Origin of the sequence: Streptomyces sp. NPDC093149 (assembly GCF_044754145.1) — a bacterium.
Lineage (GTDB): Bacteria > Actinomycetota > Actinomycetes > Streptomycetales > Streptomycetaceae > Streptomyces.
Genome location: NZ_JBIVON010000003.1, coordinates 210,691 through 226,350 on the forward strand (window position 1 = coordinate 210,691; position 15,660 = coordinate 226,350).

Below are 15,660 nucleotides of genomic sequence, written 5' to 3' on the forward strand. Positions count from 1 at the left end.
GGTCCATCCGTGAAAGACATGAGGGAGGCAGTGATGGCGCGGGCAGTGGGCATTGACCTGGGAACGACGAACTCCGTGGTATCCGTGCTCGAAGCCGGCGAGCCGACGGTCATCACGAACACCGAGGGCACGCGGACCACTCCATCGGTGGTCGCGTTCGCGAAGAACGGTGAGGTGCTGGTCGGCGAGGTCGCCAAGCGGCAGGCGGTGACGAACGTCGAGCGCACCGCGCGGTCGGTGAAGCGGCACATGGGGGACACCCAGTGGCGTTTTCCCGAGTCCGGCGACATCGACGGCAAGCGGTACACCGCGCAGGAGATCTCCGCCCGGGTGCTGCAGAAGCTGAAGCGGGACGCCGAGGCGCATCTCGGGGAGGACGTCACGGACGCGGTGATCACCGTCCCGGCCTACTTCAACGACGCTCAGCGCACCGCGACCAAGGAGGCGGGCCGGATCGCGGGCCTGAACGTGCTTCGGATCATCAACGAGCCCACGTCCGCGGCGCTGGCCTACGGCCTGGACAAGGAGAACGACCAGACGATCCTCGTCTTCGACCTCGGTGGCGGCACGTTCGACGTCTCGCTGCTGGAGATCGGCGAGGGCCTGGTGGAGGTGAAGGCGACCAATGGTGACACGCACCTCGGTGGTGACGACTGGGACCAGCAGGTCGTCGACCACCTGGTGAAGCAGTTCAAGAACGGCTACGGCGTGGATCTGTCCAAGGACAAGATGGCGTTGCAGCGTCTGCGCGAGGCCGCGGAGAAGGCGAAGATCGAGCTGTCGGCCGCGACCGAGACCACGATCAACCTGCCCTACATCTCGGCTTCGGCCGAGGGTCCGCTGCATCTGGACGAGAAACTCACGCGCGCACAGTTCGAGCAGCTCACGGCACCACTGCTGGAGCGTTGCAAGGGGCCGTTCCACAACGCGGTCAAGGATGCCGGGATCAAAGTGGCGGACATCGACCATGTGATTCTGGTCGGCGGTTCGACGCGGATGCCGGCGGTGACCGAACTGGTGAGGGAGCTGACCGGCAAGGATCCGCACAAGGGTGTGAACCCGGACGAGGTCGTCGCCATCGGCGCCTCGCTCCAGGCCGGTGTCCTCAAGGGCGAGGTCAAGGACGTCCTGCTGCTCGACGTCACCCCGCTGTCCCTCGGTATCGAGACCAAGGGCGGCATCATGACGAAGCTCATCGAGCGCAACACCACGATCCCTACCAGGCGTTCCGAGATCTTCACGACGGCCGAGGACAACCAGCCGTCCGTGCAGATCCAGGTGTTCCAGGGCGAGCGCGAGATCGCGGCGTACAACAAGAAGCTCGGCATGTTCGAGCTGACCGGCCTGCCGCCCGCCCCGCGCGGTGTCCCGCAGATCGAGGTCGCCTTCGACATCGACGCGAACGGCATCATGCACGTCGCCGCCAAGGACCTCGGCACCGGCAAGGAGCAGAAGATGACCGTCACCGGCGGCTCCTCGCTGCCGAAGGACGACATCGACCGTATGGTGCGCGAGGCCGAGCAGTACGCGGAGGAGGACCAGCGGCGCAAGGAGGCCGCCGAGACCCGCAACCGGGCGGAGACCCTCGTCTACCAGACCGAGACACTGCTGCGGGACAACGCCGACAAGATCCCCCCGGATGTGCGTACCGAGACCGAATCGGCTCTGGCCGAGCTGAAGGAGAAGCTCAAGGGCGAGGACACCGCCGAGATCCGTGCCGCCACGGAGAAGGCGGCGGCTGCGGCGCAGAAGATCGGTACCGCCCTGTACGCGCAGGCCCAGGGCGGCGGAACCGCCGCAGACGCTACCGCCGCCGGTGGCACGCCCGGTGGCACGGGCACCGGTGACGAGGAGGTCGTCGACGCGGAGATCGTCGACGACGAGCGGAAGGGAGGTGCCGGATGAGCAAGAACCCTCACTCGGAGCATCACGGCGATCGGTCGCCCGCGGTGGTGTGCGACCCGCGCAGGATCACGCCGGTCACCCTCCGGGACGGGCGATGCCCGGATGCCTCCGGTACGACCGGGAGCGGTCCGGCCGGGACGGGTTCGGCCAGGACCGGTGCGGGCGGCGCGAGTACGGCAGGTCCGGGCGTCGGCCGGACCGACCGTGCGGAGGCCGCGCGGCTGCCCGAGCGGATCGCGGAGCTGACCGCGGACCTGCAGCGGGTACAGGCCGAGTACGACAACTACCGCAAGCGGGTACGCCGCGACCGGCTGGCGATACGGGAGATCGCGGTGGTCAACGTCCTCACCGGCCTGCTTCCGGTCCTGGATGTCCTGGAAGAGATCCACCGGCAGGGCGACGATCACGGCGCGGCGGCAGTCCTCGCCGACGTGCTTGAGGCACGGCTGGCGGCACTGGGCCTGCGCACCGTCGGCGCGGCGGGTGACCCCTTCGATCCCCGCACGCATGAAGCGATCACCTACGACGACTCCGGTGCGGCACAGGACATATGTGCCGAGGTGCTGCGGTACGGCTACCGGGTCGGCGACCACCTCCTGAGACCGGCCCAGGTAGCGGTGACAGGGCTCGCCCCCGCCGAATAGCCGCGCGGGGCAGGTCCCGGGGCCCGCACGGCGCGAGTTCCGCGTCCCGGCCCGGCCGAACCGCTCGCCCGCCGCGAGCCGTGACTTCCCGCGATTCCGCCGACGTTCGGCAGTCGTCCGGCTCCCTGTGGATCGCACGCCGCGGTGATTCCGCAGGGAGCGGGAACCATCAGCCCCTGCGTCACCACGAGTTCAGCCTCGCGAACGAAATCGAGCGCGACGGCTGCCTCGTGGGAAGGCCATCGATAAGGTGCACCGCGGAATGACCGCGAGTGTGTCGCAGGAGGATCGATGAGCAGGGATGGCGCCGAGTCCACGGTGAAGCCGTCGCACGAGGCGCATGTCAGGAAGCATCTCGCGCTCACCCGTGCCGAGGACGAGCGCGTTCTGGCCGTGGTGGGCGCCTACCGGGCAGGCAAAGTACAACAGATCATGACCAGGACTGCCGGGGACGTCCTCGGCGGCGCCACCGGGAATCTTGGCGGTCTGATCACCTCGGCGTCCATGGCCAAGACCCTCAACAAGCAGCGTGACGCCGCTCTGGACCGCACCGCCGGCCCCGATCTGCCGGTCGCGGAACGGAACTTCCTCGCCCTGACGACCGGCCGGCTGCTCGTCTACAAGCTGGGCGGCTTCCCCACGGCGCGGCCGACGAAGCTGCTCCACGACATACCGCTCGCGCGGATCGGATGGGTCACGAAGCCGGCACCCCCGACCGGTTTGATCAAGGCATCGCGATTCGACATCGGAGTGGACAGCGGTGAGGTCGCCCGTCTGGAGTTCCCCCGTGCCATGGCCCGACAGGGGGTCGAGCTCATCAGGAAGCTGATCGACCTTGTCGCGCCCCCGCAGGCAGCGGGTTCATGAGAGCCGATTCATGTCGGACGTCTTCGCCGTGACCGAGGCGCCGATGAACTCCGGTGCGGCGTCGAGGATGTTGCCGCAGGACGCCGTCGGTGCGGACGGCAGCCCGGCGACGGGGTGGCCGCCGCGCATCCCGGCACTCATCAGACGATGTCCTTCCGCGAGGGAACGACGACCCCGTACAGGTCGGCGATGGTGGCGAGGGCGCTGTAATGCACCTGGCAGGCATCGAGGTCGACGCCGGCCACCGGAAGCGACCGGGTCGCGGTGGCGTCGGCGACGACCGTCGGGTGGTTCCCGCGCAAGAAGGCGCCTTGCGCGGTGAACGCGACGCACATGTGTGTCATCCAGCCGGCGATGATGACCTGGCTGTTCGGAACGTGCGTGCCGAGGTCGGTGTCGTGGAACGCGTTCGGGGCCCGCTTGACGACGACGGGCTCACCGTCGATCGGCGTCAAGACGGGGGTGGATCCGACCGATGTCGGCACGGATGTCGTAGGGGGTTCCCTCCCCGCCGTCGTTGATGACGTGCACGACCTTCGTGCCCTCCTGGCGGGCTCGCGCCAGCAGTTGCGCGGCGGCGTCGAGAGAGGCCTCCCAGCCGTCGAGTTCCATCACGCCCCGCGTGTAGGTGTTCTGGAAGTCGATCAGGATCAGCGTCGACCCGGAGAGTTTCGCGGGCGTTCGATCGAGGCCGTTGAGCTCGCGCAGCGTGGTTCTGGACATGGGTGTACCGCCTTCGAATGTCGTGTGAGGAGTGGTGGCCCGAAGAGTGTGGGCCGTGTTCAGAACGCTATGGCCCGACTGCTGCGTCAGCAATGACGTCCGACTTGCAGATACGGACATGCCCATCACCGAACGGGGGACTCGGCCTTCTCGGCCACCGCGTGGCCCGCCTCCGTGGCGGCGCCCCGACCCGCAAGTGCCGTGGGGGCAAAGGAGGCTGCCCGCACCGTGCCCTCCTGTCCCTGGGGCCCGCGCCTGCGACCACCTAGCGTGTCGCCATGCGCACCCACGAGAGCCCCGGGCAGACACACCGGACGCTGCCCGCGTCCGCCGTCCGGAACAGCGACGGCCCCCAGGGCCTCGCGGAACTGCAGAGCACCATGGGCAACACGGCCGTGTCGCAGCTGATCACGGTGTCCCGGATGATGACCGAGGGCGAGTTCAAGCAGAGCACGGCGACCGCCGGGCCGCGCGGCCGCTCCGAGATCACCAAGGTGGACAGGGCGCTCAAGGCTTTCTACGCCCTGCCGGACACGAGGCAGGGCGCCCGATTGCTCGCCCTCAAGGACATCGTCAAGGCGTGCGGCGACTACGCGGCCCACAAGGCCGAGGGAGGGTCGCGCGTCGAGGGTGCACAGCAGCTCGGCCAGCAGGCCGAGGCGGCGAAAGGACAGTTGGACCCCGAGGCGGTCTTCCGGGGCCTGCTGACCGAACTCGACAGCATGATGAGCGAGGGGAAGAACCCGGATCTCGACGTCCGCATGCCGGCCGGTGAGGCGCAGAAAGCCGCCCAGGCCGTCCCCGCGGACCGGTTCCACGCGATGATGGGCGACTTCGTCCAGAAGCTCGGTGCGCTCCGTGAGGACCAGGGACTACCTGATGAGACGCGCGCCGTCATCGGGGAGCTGATGGCCGTGGTGCCGCTGGTGACCGTGATGCAGTACCCGCGGGGCGGCATGCCGGGCATGAAGCTCAACCCGGCCACCGACGGCGGCGGCCCGGAGTTCACGTTCAACGTCGACACCCAGGCCAGGGGCGGCACCTCCTTCCTGCTGGGGCACATCGCCCACGAGCTGACCCATGTCGCGGCCCACCAGGCGTTCGGCAGCAGCCCGGTGATGGAACTGGTGCAGTCGGGGGCGACCGACGAGGAGGTCGCGGCGCTGGCGGCCGAGCGCAAGCAGGCGCTCAATGACCTGAACGCGGCGCTGGCCTCAAACCCCGAGTTCGACGAATTCCAGCAAGAGATGCTGAAGGAAAAGCTGGTCTACGGCGCTCAGCCGCACAAACTGGAGCGGTACGCGGACTCCTTCGCGAAGGCGGGCAAGATCACCGTCGCGCAGAAGGAGCGTCTGGTGGGCTGGGGCAGGGCGGCCGGAGACGCATCCGGCACGCTGGTCGAGTACGACACCGTGCTCAATCAGATGCTGATCTATCTGCACATGTGGCAGACCAGCCAGGACAACCCCTTCTACGTGCGGTTGCGAGCGGCGGCCCGCGCGGCGTACGACCGCCGCAGCCGTGCCCGTCAGCCCTCGGCCGAGCCGGCGGACCAGTCGTCGTAGAACCCTCTCCCGACCACGAGTGGAACGCCCGTCGGGACGAGGGGCCCGTGAGGTCCTGACCGACACCCGGGAGCGTCACCGGCACGCGCGACCGAGCGGCATTCGACGACCCTGCGGGACAGCCCTCAGTCGGGCAGATGGAGGACGGCGAGGGCGGCGGTGTCGTCGTGGAGGCGGTTGTGGCTGTAGTCGAGCAGGTCGTGGTGGAGGCGGTCGAGGAGTTCCCGGGGCGGCAGAGGGCCCCAGGAGAGGACCCGCTGCTGGAGGGGGTAGAAGGCGCCGCCGGCATCGCGTGCTTCGGTGACGCCGTCGGTGTAGAGCAGCAACTGGTCGCCGGGACCGAAGGGGTACTCGTCGATGCGGTAGGTATCCGTGACGAGCATGCCCAGGTTGAGGGGTGGTGCGGGCTCGCCCGCTTCCAGCTCGGTGACGCTGTCGGCGCGGATGAGCAGGGGCGGTGGGTGGCCGCAGTTGACGATGCGGACCACATGACGGCGGGGGATCTCCGCGAAGACGGCGGTGACGAAGCGCTCGCCCATGTCGCTTCCGGCCAGGCGGGCGGCCCTGCGGTTCATGCTCCTCTCCGCCCGGCGGGCAATGCCCGCGAGGTCGGGTTCGTCGTGGGCGGCCTCGCGAAAGGCGCCGAGGAGGGTGGCGGCCGTCTCCACGGCGGCGAGGCCCTTTCCCCGCACGTCGCCGATGACGATGCGGAGTCCGTACGTGGTGGGGACGGCCTCGTACAGATCACCGCCGATACGTGCTTCCGCGACGGCGGACAGATACAGGGTCTCCACCTGAATGGGGCCGATGCGGTGGGGGACCGGGCTGAGCAGGACACGCTGCGCGATCTCGGCCACGAAACGCACGGTGGCGAGGGTGCGTTCCCGGCGCACACGGTGGGCGGCCAGGATGGTGCCGAGGACACCGACCAGTGCGGTGCACAGATAGGCGGTCACGTAGTGGCGGTCCCACACGTAGCTCACCGGGCGGCCCGCGCAGCACGGGGTGCCGGCCAGGACCCCTTCGAAGACGATCGCGAACACCGTGATGGCAGCGACGGCACGGGGGCCGTGGGCGAAGGCGGCGATCACGGGGAGGGCGATGAGCAGGAAGCTCACGGGCCACTGCACAGGTGTGAGGGGTTCGATCGCCAGGATGCCCGCGACGTAGAAGGCGGGCAGCCAGCGCATCCATGTCGGCGTGGCGGGCATCGAAGGGCCCTCGCTGCCGGCCTGCGCCGCCGGGCCGCCCACCACCCTGGGGCGACCCGGCCACCTCACTGCGCCCTCCGGCACGCGGCGAGCGGCGCGAGCACGGACGCTGCCCCGTCGAAGCACGGAGCCACGGTCCGGCCCGAGCGCGGACGGCGCTCCCGGCGGCTCCACTCACACAGCCCGTACACGCGGAACTCCTGAACAAGAGGTGGTCAAGACGCCCATCCTGCTGGGCCGCGAGGCTTCGAACCGGTCATTGCTCCAGCCCGTGGCATGTCAGGACGGTGCGGTCGACGAGCGACGGCGCAGCCCCTTCGTATCGCCCGCGTCACCACCGTGCGTGACCTCGGTGGGTCGCTTCGCGCGCCGCGCGCAGGCGTCGACGCGGCGCGCCGTGACGTATCCGAGCACGGGCGGCGGTGTGATGCCCGTGCGAACACGGGTGCAGAGATTGACGTGCACACGTCTTGACTGGCGGGTGCTGTCGCACGCACCGTTGCGGGGCCGTTCTTCACAAGGGGGGTACGTGAACCGCAAGTTGCTCGGGGCGTGTCCGGCCCTGGCACTCTTCGCCGTGATGGGGGCCATGCCGGCGCCCGCTTCCTCCGAGCCGCGACCGGGGCCCGCGCGTGCCCTGCCGCTGGGTGCCGCCGACCTGACCGAGACCCGCAGCACGCGGACGCTGCAGCCCGGTGTCACCCTCACTCGGATCGTGCGCGGTGCCGACGCCCCGGCGCTCGCGTGGACGGTCGAGGTCTCCATACCCGGCGGCGCCACCTCGCCGGACCCCGACGCGCCGCCGTCGGCGTTGAAGGACCGGGCGAGCGCCGAGGAGCTGGCCGCCGATGCGCGGGCGGACGGCTTCGACGCAAGGGTCGAGGAGGTCACGACTCCGGCGGTCGCCGACTACGCCGGCGGCACGCTCGGATGGCGGGTCCGGGTCGGGCGGTTCGACTCGCAGTCCGCCGGGACGGCCGAGCGCACTCGGCTGAAGGGGGCCGGGTACACGGGGTCCGTCGTGTACACGGGCTGGGACGCAAACCCCGACGACCGCGGTCCATGGCGGATCGACGTGCTCACCATCGACCCGGACCGGTTCCGCGGCAGGCTCACGGCGTCGTACGGGCCCGATCTGGAGAACCGCGAGAGAACCAGCGAGCTGGCGGCCGCTGCCGGCGCGACCGCGGCGGTCAACGCCGGGTTCTTCGTCCTCGACCCGAGCTCCGGAGCACCGGGCGATCCGGCCGGCGTCGGCGTCTACGACGGCCGGTTGCTGAGCGAGCCGGTGAACGGGCGCCCCGGCCTGGTGATACGCGACTCCGGCCGGCACAGCGAGGTCGCCCGGCTCAGCTGGAAGGGACGGGTCGTCAGCCGGGAAGCGTCGCTGCCCCTGGACGGTGTCGACCGCGTACCGGGCCTGATCAGGAACTGCGGCGGCACGGCCGACGACACTCCGACATCGCTGCCCCTGCACGACGTGACCTGCACCGACCACGACGAACTCGTCGCCTTCACGCCCGACTACGGACGGCGGACGCCGCAGGGCGACGGCCTCGAGGCCGTACTGGACAGCCGGGGACGAGTCCTCGAACTGCGCTCACCGCGCGGCGGACCGCTGCCGGCCGACGGCGGTTCCGTGCAGGCGACCGGCACCCGCGTCACCGAACTGGCCGCCCTGGCGCAGGTCGGCCGGCCCCTGCGCATCGAGGGGACGCTGCGGGACGGCAGCGGCCGCAGGGTCTCCCCGTCACCGGCGACCAGCATCCTCAACGGTGGTCCCGAACTGGTCCGCGACGGACGGCTGTACGTCACACCTGCCGCCGACGGGATGGTGCAGCCCGGCAACGCGAGCTTCTACTACGGCTGGATGCACAAGCGCAATCCACGCACGCTGGCCGGAGTGGACGCCGCGGGCAGGACCGTGCTCGTCACGGCCGACGGTCGCAGCACGCAAGCGCTCGGGCTGAGCATCCCCGAGAGTGCCGCCGTCGCCCGAGCACTCGGCCTGCGCGACGCGGTCAATCTTGACGGCGGCGGATCGACCACCATGGTGGTCGACGGAGGAGTGATCAACGCCCCGTCCGACGCGACCGGCGAACGCCCTGTCGGGGACGCGCTGCTGATCCTGCCGGACCGGGGTTGACCCCCGCCCGGTCCGACAACGCCCTTGCCAGTGACCACCGACCGCCGGGAGCCGTCATGACCGCCGTCCCGATCCGCCGATTCCGCCTTCTGCTCGCCCTTGCCGCGCTGTTGCTCGCCCTGGCATCGACCACACCGGCGCACGCCACCGTGCCGACCGTGTCGGCCGCACGGGAGACGGGCGGGTCCGGCGCCCCGTCCAGAGGCGCCGAGGTCGTCGCGGTCACGCAGGTCGCCGAGCGGCAGGTCGACCTGTCGGTCCGCTCACCGGCCCTCGGCGGGCGGACGGTGAACGTACGTCTGCTCACGCCCGATGGCTGGGACCCGGGCGACCGGGGCCGGCACTGGCCGACGCTCTGGCTGCTGCACGGTTGCTGCGGGGACTACACGTCGTGGACCGCTCGGACCGACATCGCACGGACCGACAGCCTGCGCGATGTCCTCGTGGTCATGCCGGAGGCCGGCTGGAACGGCTGGTACAGCGACTGGTGGAACCACGGCCGGGGCGGTGACCCCGCGTGGGAGACCTTCCACACCAAGGAGTTGCGCCTCCTTCTTGAGCACGGCTGGGGGGCGAGCAGCAACCGCGTCGTGGCGGGGCTCTCGATGGGTGGCCAGGGCGCTCTGCTGTATGCCGCCCGCCACCCCGGGATGTTCAAGGCCGCCGCGGCCTACTCGGGCTCCGTGCACCCGCTCCTGAACGACGAGTCGGTGGACCGCATCATGGGGTTCTTCGCCGGTCAGGGAAACGACCCGCTGAGGGTCTGGGGCGACCCGGTCGCGCAGCGTGACGTCTGGGCGTCCCACGACCCGTTCCACCTGGCCAAGCACCTCAGATCGATCCCCGTCTACCTGTCGTGCGGTGACGGCACCACCGGCCCCTTGGACCCGCCGGGCACGACGAGCGCACTCGAGGCGGACTTCAACAGGCAGAACCAGGCCCTTGCGAGCGAGCTCGAACGCAGGGGCGCGAAGCACGTCACCACCCACTTCTACGGGCCGGGGACCCACGGCTGGGCGTACTGGCAGCGTGAGTTGCACGCCTCGTTGCCGATGCTCCTCCAGGCCCTGAGGGCCGATGGCTGAACGGTCTTGTGACCGGATCCTCGGGGCCTTGTGACCGGATCCTCGGGGCCGGGATCGCGTGACCGTACCGCTCATCGGCGCCGCCGGCCTCTTCGGCCCCGGCAGTTCTCCGACCGCCTGGACGGCGTCATGAGGACGCGCCGAGGCCCGGGCCCGCGACCGATGGCGATGCCCTGCGAAGTGGCGAGGACCGGTGCGGCGTGCGGTACAGGGGCCTCGGCTGCGTACAGAGGCGCCTCCGTCCTGCCGGGCGGCATCCATCACGGACGACCCGGCTGGGCTCCTCCGGGGATTCGGCGAAGGGTTTTGACCGGCTTCAGCCTGCGGACCGACCGGACGTCCCGGCGACCGCGTACACGCGGCTCGCGAACTCGGCGATCTGTTCGTCGCTCAGATTCTTCGCGAGATTGGCCTCCGTGATCATGCCGATCAGACGGTGGCCGCCTTGGACGTCGATCACCGGCAACCGCTTGATCTGGTGTTCCTCCATGGTGGTCAGGACATCGGTGGCGTCCGCCTCGGCATCGATCCAGTGCACCTTGGCATTGAGCGATCCAGCCTGCACGGTTGCCGGGTCGATGCCCTCGGCACAGCATTTGACGATGATGTCACGGTCGGTGATCAGGCCTGTGAGCTTGTTGTTGTCGCCGCAGATGGGCAGGCAACCGACGTTCAGGTCGCGCATCATCTTCGCCACGTCGAACAGCGACTGGTGCGCGCCGACGCACTGCACGCCGCCGGACATGATGTCTCGCGCTCGCAGCTTCTCAGCCATGACTTCCTCCCGTTCCCGACAGAGCTTCTCTTTCCCAATCGATCACAACACGAACGGCTCAACACCGCTCCCCGGAGGCGTCCGCGATACGGGGATCCCGAGCGCCGCACCCGACGGGACCGGATGCGTGCGCTCCCGACAACAGCTGCCGCGGAGCCCGAACCCGCAGCTCCGACCGCGGCCCCCGGTGTGCGGGTGGTCGTGTCTTTCACGGCGTTCAGCGACGTGAACGCGTCGCCGTCCGGCTCGGTGGTGAACCGGAGGGTGTTGTCGTACGTCGCCAGGCGGGTTGTTCCACCTCAGGTTCGCTTGAAGAATTCGACCTCCCCGATCGCGATCGGCCGCCCCTCGCCCCGACCGGCCGCGGCCCGCAGAACGAGCCGGACGGAGACGACATCGCTGATGCCGGTCCGCACCGTCTGGGGGCCCGGCTTGTCGGCGAACGTCACCGCCTTCTCGTGGACCTCACCGTCCGACGTGGTGACGATCAGATCGGCTTGCGTCGGCCTGGCCCCCTGCCGGAACTCCCGGGGCTCCTTCGACACACCGGTGTGCACCACGACGCCGACGAGTCGGAACGGCTTGTCGAAGACGCAGGTCAGTGACGAGCCGAGCGTGGGCGCCCCCCAGTACGTGTTGGTCAGTCCGTCGACGGCCGAGGCAGCGGGATGGCCGGATGCCCGCGAGCTCGCCGTGGTCTCGGCCGGGCTGATCTCCGCCGTTCCGCCGAGCTTGTCCCGCACGTCCTCGTAGACATAGCGGCCGGCCGGCAGGAGCAGGAAGCCCGCGAACAGCAGCCCCACGACCGCCAGCGCCAGCAGGGTCCGCCGCAGCACCCGGCCGGATCCGGTCCGCACCCGGCGGCGGAACGGCCACACCGTGCGCCACCAGGGCAGCGGCTTCGGCTGCTCCCGGGTCTGCAGCGGTGCGGCGCAGCGCCGACAGAACCGGCGCCCCGGCAGATTCGGGGTGCCGCACGCCGGGCACGGCGGCCCGTCCGGTTCCTCCTCGGCCGCCACGGGCCTGACGACGGGCCGCCGTGCGATCGGTTCGGCCGGCCGCACCGCGACCACGGGAGTGTCGTCCGCCGATGGTTCCGGCCGTACGGGGGCGGGCTGTGCCGGGCGTGGGGGCGGCTCGGGGGCGGGCGCGGGTTCCGCGGGCGGCGGCCCGGAAGGTTCCGGTGTGCGCGACCGGGTGGGTTCCACCGGCGGGCTACCGGGCGCGGGGTCCGTGGCGTCCGGGGTGGTGCCGGTGGCGGGGTTGACCGGGGTGCCGGTCGTCGGGCCGGCCGATCCCGAGTGATCTGATGACTCGTCAACATCGTTGGTGGCGGGTGGGTTCCGCGCCGCCCGGGAGGACCAGCCCAGATAGGAACCGCAGTTCCCGCAGAAGTCGTCGTCCTCGCGGTTGGCCGAACCGCACGCCGGACACGAACGCATCGCATCAGCCTCCTGTCTCTGCTGGCGGGCCCGGCAGGATCTCCACCCGGCACGTGAGATGTACGGGGCACGAGGCCGCCACGACGTCCAGGACGCGGCTCGCGTCCACCGGCCCCCCGCCCACCGCCCAGACCCGGACCAGCAGTTCGCCGGTCGGAGCCGGGGGAAGTGCGGTGCCGGGCTCGGACGACCACGCGACGCCGCCGCCGTCCCGGATGTCGGCGTGGACACCGAAGCAGAGCCGGAGATGTTCGACCAGGCCGCGGCGGGTGCCGCGCCACCGGTGCAGTTCGACGGCGCGGGCGACGACGGCCCGCCGCAGCTCCTCGGGCCACGCGGGATCGATGCCCGCGCCCACCCACGACGACAGCCAGGGCAGGAAGTCGGCCGGGGCCAGCGCCGGGTCGAAGTAGGCGGGGAGATTGTCCAGGGTGGACAGGACGGGCGCCAGGACGGTGTCGAGGCCCGCCGTGAACCGCTGGGCCAGGTCGTCGTCCGCGTACAAGCCGGGCAGCAGACCGCCGATCGGATAGCGGCTGGCGAGACCCGGTACCGCAGCCCTGGTCATGAGCCGTCACCGGCCCCGCCCGCGGTGACCACGACCTGATGCTGGTGCGAGAACACCAGGGCGCCCGGGGCGACGTCGATCCGATCCTGCGCCGCCCCGCGTCGCCCGGTGATCGGGTCCGCGGGGAACAGCCGTACCTCGTCCACCAGGCCCACCCCCCGTACGCCCTGCAGCACGGCGAAGACCTCGCCGTACTGCACGGGCCTGCCGAACGGCCATCCCTGCCCGTCCACGCCGCCCCGCAGGGGGTCGATGTGGCGGAACAGCGCCGAGAGCGCCTCGGCGCGGACCCGGTCCACGTCACCGTCGGCCGCCACCAGCCTCGCGACCACGGTGACGCCCTGGTACGTCGGCGGTTCCACCACCAGCCGGGTGCCGACCAGCCGCCGCTCGTCGAGCCGCGCCGCGACCGTCGAGAGCACGGAGTCCGGCGGGATCAGCTGCTCGAACCGCAGCTGGCCGCCCTCGTCGGAGACCGCGTCGGGCACCACCAGGACCCGTACCGCACCGCCCTCACCCGCAACGGCGGGCAGGCACTTGACCCGGCGCAGGGAAGGCGCGGCCTCACGGGCGATGATCTCGTGGTCCTCGGCCGTGACCGCCCGCTCCTGCACCCGGAGGATGTGGGGCGCCCGGACCTTCGCGTTCTCCACCGTCTCGCCGTCGACCCCGCCCCGGGCAGCCTCGCGGTTGTCGACGCCCGCCACGTACGGCACCGAGCTGCGCAGCACGCGGATGGCGCCCCGGGCGACGTTCCCGGCCGCCCCGCCGCCCGTCCGGTAGCGAGGGACCCGCAGCTGTGCGCCCTTCTCCGGCACCGCTCCGTACGCGCGCATCGTCCCGTCCGGCTCGCGTACCTCCGGGGGGAACACGAACTCGCCGGAGGCGGCGTCGATCCGCACGTGCCGGTCGTCCGGGGAGGAGGCACCGAAGTGCTCCACGGCGGTCCAGGACTGCCAGCCCTCCGCGGAGGACACCTGGACGACCGGAGCCTCCCCGTCCAGCAGCAGCGGTGCCCTGCTCACGGAGAACCTCTGCCCGGCGACGCCTTCGGAGACCCCGAGCGGAACGTCGCGGACGGTCTCCGCGTGCTCGACGTCCGTGGTGCCGCCGACGGTGAACACCTCGGCCTCCCGGATCGTCGGCGACTCGGAGTAGAACGGCTGGCCCGGTTCCGGCGCGGTGACCCGGCAGCGCAGCCACCCCGCCCGGGTTCCCGCGGCCACCGACGCGGTGTGCCCGGCGGGGACGAACACGATGACCTCGCCGGGTCTGTTCAGGCCGCCGGTGCTGTCGCTGCCCGTCCGGCACGTGACCCAGCGGGCACCGTCCCACGCCTCCCACACCAGCGGCGGCTGCCGCGGGTCGACGCCCACGCCTTCCACGCGGCTGTCCAGGCGTACGGCGACGATGCACCGGGGAACGGCGGTCGGCAGTCCGAACAGCACGGCGTCGCCCGGCTCCGGACGGGCCTGGAAACACGGGATGTCCTGGTGCGCGCCGAGCGGCGCGGTGCGGTCGGTCTGCTCGCCCGACACCGGCGCGGTGACCAGCCGGGACAGCGAACTCGGCACGATGGAGAGGTCGTCGGGGGTGGAGAACACCACCGCCTCCTCGGCCTCGCCGCGCGAGGTGGCGACCTCCGTGCCCGCCGGGAGCAGCACGGTCTCCGGTTGCGGGGCCGACAGCCAGAAGTCGACCTCCGCCCGCGCCGCCGTCGGCGGGAACAGTGTGACGCCCAGCAGGTCGAGGAAGGCCGAGTAGTTCTTGTCCGGCACCCGGTTCAGCCGGTACAGCAACTGGTCGACCATGTAAGCGAACGTCTCGATGAGCGTGACCCCGGGGTCCGACACGTTGTGGTCGGTCCACTCGGGAGAGCGCTGCTGGACGTACCGCTTGGCCTCGTCGACGAGTTGCTGGAAACGCCGGTCGTCCAGATTGGGTGAGGGCAGGGCCATCAGCGCACTCCCGCTTCCTCGAAGCCCTCGGAGGAGGGGATGGTGTAGAAGGGGAAGACGAGGTTGCGCAGGTCGTTCGTGGCGCGCACGGTGTAGTGCACGTCGATGTACAAGGTGCCCTCCTCGACGGCGTCGAACGCGATCACCACGTCGGTCACCTCTATGCGAGGCTCCCAGCGCTCCAGCGATGTGCGGACCTCGTGCGCGACGCGCCCGGCGGTGGCGCCGTCACCGGGTGCGAAGACGTAGTCGTGGATGCCGCAGCCGAACTCCGGGCGCATCGGCCGCTCGCCCGGTGCCGTGCCGAGGATCAGCCCGATCGCCTCCTCGATCTCCTGGTCCCGCTCGACCATGCCGATGCCGCCCGTGGGGCCGACCCGCAAGGGGAAGCCCCAGCCGCGTCCGATGAAGCCGCCGCTCACACCGGGCCCCCGATCAGGACGTCCGGCGCGCCGCTGGTGATCACCGCGCCGCAACTGGTGCTGTCCCGCATGCGGGCGGCAGGCAGCCCGCCGATCAGCACCGGGCCGGTGGCCGCGGCGGCGGGGTTGGGCAGGATGACGTTTCCGGGCCCGAGCGCGGCGTGCGGGGGGACCACACACACGTGCAGGCTGCCGACGACGGCCGCCGGCCTGCCGCCGATCAGCACGGTGGCCACGGCCGCGGCACCCGGTGGCGGGGTGCCGATGAGGCCGCCGTGAACGGTGGTGTCGCCCGTGCGGGCTGCGGGGGGCATGGTCGCTGTGCTCCTTGCTGTGAAAGGGACTTCTG

The 15,660-nt window shown here is 70.9% G+C and carries 14 protein-coding genes and 1 pseudogene; 6 read left to right on the plus strand and 9 right to left on the minus strand.

The window, feature by feature from the left end:
• The first annotated feature begins 33 nt into the window (after positions 1-33).
• The 3 genes from dnaK to ACIQCZ_RS11515 all read left to right on the plus strand — a co-directional run bounded on the left by dnaK (position 34) and on the right by ACIQCZ_RS11515 (position 3,416).
• Positions 34-1,905: a molecular chaperone DnaK gene (gene dnaK / locus ACIQCZ_RS11505; protein ID WP_402281559.1), complete on the plus strand. Its 1,872-nt coding sequence runs from the start codon at positions 34-36 to the stop codon at positions 1,903-1,905.
• Positions 1,902-2,549 carry a nucleotide exchange factor GrpE gene (gene grpE, locus ACIQCZ_RS11510; protein ID WP_402281561.1) on the plus strand — a complete coding sequence of 216 codons (648 nt, stop codon included), beginning with the start codon at positions 1,902-1,904 and terminating at the stop codon, positions 2,547-2,549. Before dnaK ends, grpE begins: the two co-directional genes overlap by 4 nt.
• A gap of 291 nt (positions 2,550-2,840) precedes the next feature.
• The gene (locus ACIQCZ_RS11515; protein ID WP_402281562.1) at positions 2,841-3,416 is read left to right on the plus strand and encodes a hypothetical protein; all 576 of its coding nucleotides are present in this window, start codon (positions 2,841-2,843) and stop codon (positions 3,414-3,416) included.
• On the opposite strand, the gene ACIQCZ_RS11520 is transcribed toward ACIQCZ_RS11515, so the two are convergent.
• Complete coding sequence (locus ACIQCZ_RS11520) at positions 3,411-3,557, minus strand: hypothetical protein (protein ID WP_402281564.1); 147 nt, start codon at positions 3,555-3,557, stop codon at positions 3,411-3,413. The genes ACIQCZ_RS11515 and ACIQCZ_RS11520 overlap by 6 nt on opposite strands.
• Positions 3,557-4,139, minus strand: a pseudogene (locus ACIQCZ_RS11525) (isochorismatase family protein). The gene ACIQCZ_RS11520 and the pseudogene ACIQCZ_RS11525 overlap by 1 nt, the downstream one beginning before the upstream one ends.
• Before the next feature lie 278 nt (positions 4,140-4,417).
• Between ACIQCZ_RS11525 and ACIQCZ_RS11530 the strand changes: the two are divergent.
• Positions 4,418-5,704, plus strand: coding sequence for a hypothetical protein (locus ACIQCZ_RS11530; protein ID WP_402281565.1), 1,287 nt, complete (start codon positions 4,418-4,420; stop codon positions 5,702-5,704).
• A 125-nt stretch (positions 5,705-5,829) separates the two neighbouring features.
• On the opposite strand, the gene ACIQCZ_RS11535 is transcribed toward ACIQCZ_RS11530, so the two are convergent.
• Positions 5,830-6,915, minus strand: coding sequence for a PP2C family protein-serine/threonine phosphatase (locus tag ACIQCZ_RS11535; RefSeq protein WP_402281567.1), 1,086 nt, complete (start codon positions 6,913-6,915; stop codon positions 5,830-5,832).
• 529 nt (positions 6,916-7,444) lie between these two features.
• Here ACIQCZ_RS11535 and ACIQCZ_RS11540 point away from each other — a divergent pair.
• Complete coding sequence (locus ACIQCZ_RS11540; RefSeq protein ID WP_402281569.1) at positions 7,445-9,061, plus strand: phosphodiester glycosidase family protein; 1,617 nt, start codon at positions 7,445-7,447, stop codon at positions 9,059-9,061.
• A gap of 56 nt (positions 9,062-9,117) precedes the next feature.
• Positions 9,118-10,146: an alpha/beta hydrolase gene (locus ACIQCZ_RS11545; protein WP_402281571.1), complete on the plus strand. Its 1,029-nt coding sequence runs from the start codon at positions 9,118-9,120 to the stop codon at positions 10,144-10,146.
• Positions 10,147-10,462: 316 nt separating this feature from the next.
• Here ACIQCZ_RS11545 and ACIQCZ_RS11550 read toward each other — a convergent pair whose 3' ends face one another.
• The 6 genes from ACIQCZ_RS11550 to ACIQCZ_RS11575 all read right to left on the minus strand — a co-directional run bounded on the left by ACIQCZ_RS11550 (position 10,463) and on the right by ACIQCZ_RS11575 (position 15,625).
• Positions 10,463-10,921 (minus strand): CBS domain-containing protein, encoded by a 459-nt coding sequence (locus ACIQCZ_RS11550; RefSeq protein ID WP_402281572.1) that lies wholly within the window; start codon positions 10,919-10,921, stop codon positions 10,463-10,465.
• 299 nt (positions 10,922-11,220) lie between these two features.
• Positions 11,221-12,363, minus strand: coding sequence for an NADase-type glycan-binding domain-containing protein (locus tag ACIQCZ_RS11555; protein WP_402281573.1), 1,143 nt, complete (start codon positions 12,361-12,363; stop codon positions 11,221-11,223).
• A 4-nt stretch (positions 12,364-12,367) separates the two neighbouring features.
• Positions 12,368-12,931 (minus strand): phage tail protein, encoded by a 564-nt coding sequence (locus tag ACIQCZ_RS11560; protein ID WP_402281574.1) that lies wholly within the window; start codon positions 12,929-12,931, stop codon positions 12,368-12,370.
• Positions 12,928-14,889 carry a putative baseplate assembly protein gene (locus ACIQCZ_RS11565; RefSeq protein ID WP_402281575.1) on the minus strand — a complete coding sequence of 654 codons (1,962 nt, stop codon included), beginning with the start codon at positions 14,887-14,889 and terminating at the stop codon, positions 12,928-12,930. Before ACIQCZ_RS11565 ends, ACIQCZ_RS11560 begins: the two co-directional genes overlap by 4 nt.
• A complete protein-coding gene (locus tag ACIQCZ_RS11570) occupies positions 14,889-15,311 on the minus strand; it encodes a GPW/gp25 family protein (RefSeq protein WP_402281576.1) in 423 nt (140 codons plus the stop codon). Before ACIQCZ_RS11570 ends, ACIQCZ_RS11565 begins: the two co-directional genes overlap by 1 nt.
• The gene (locus ACIQCZ_RS11575) at positions 15,308-15,625 is read right to left on the minus strand and encodes a PAAR domain-containing protein (RefSeq protein ID WP_402281577.1); all 318 of its coding nucleotides are present in this window, start codon (positions 15,623-15,625) and stop codon (positions 15,308-15,310) included. The genes ACIQCZ_RS11570 and ACIQCZ_RS11575 overlap by 4 nt, the downstream gene beginning before the upstream one ends.
• Positions 15,626-15,660 lie beyond the last annotated feature (35 nt).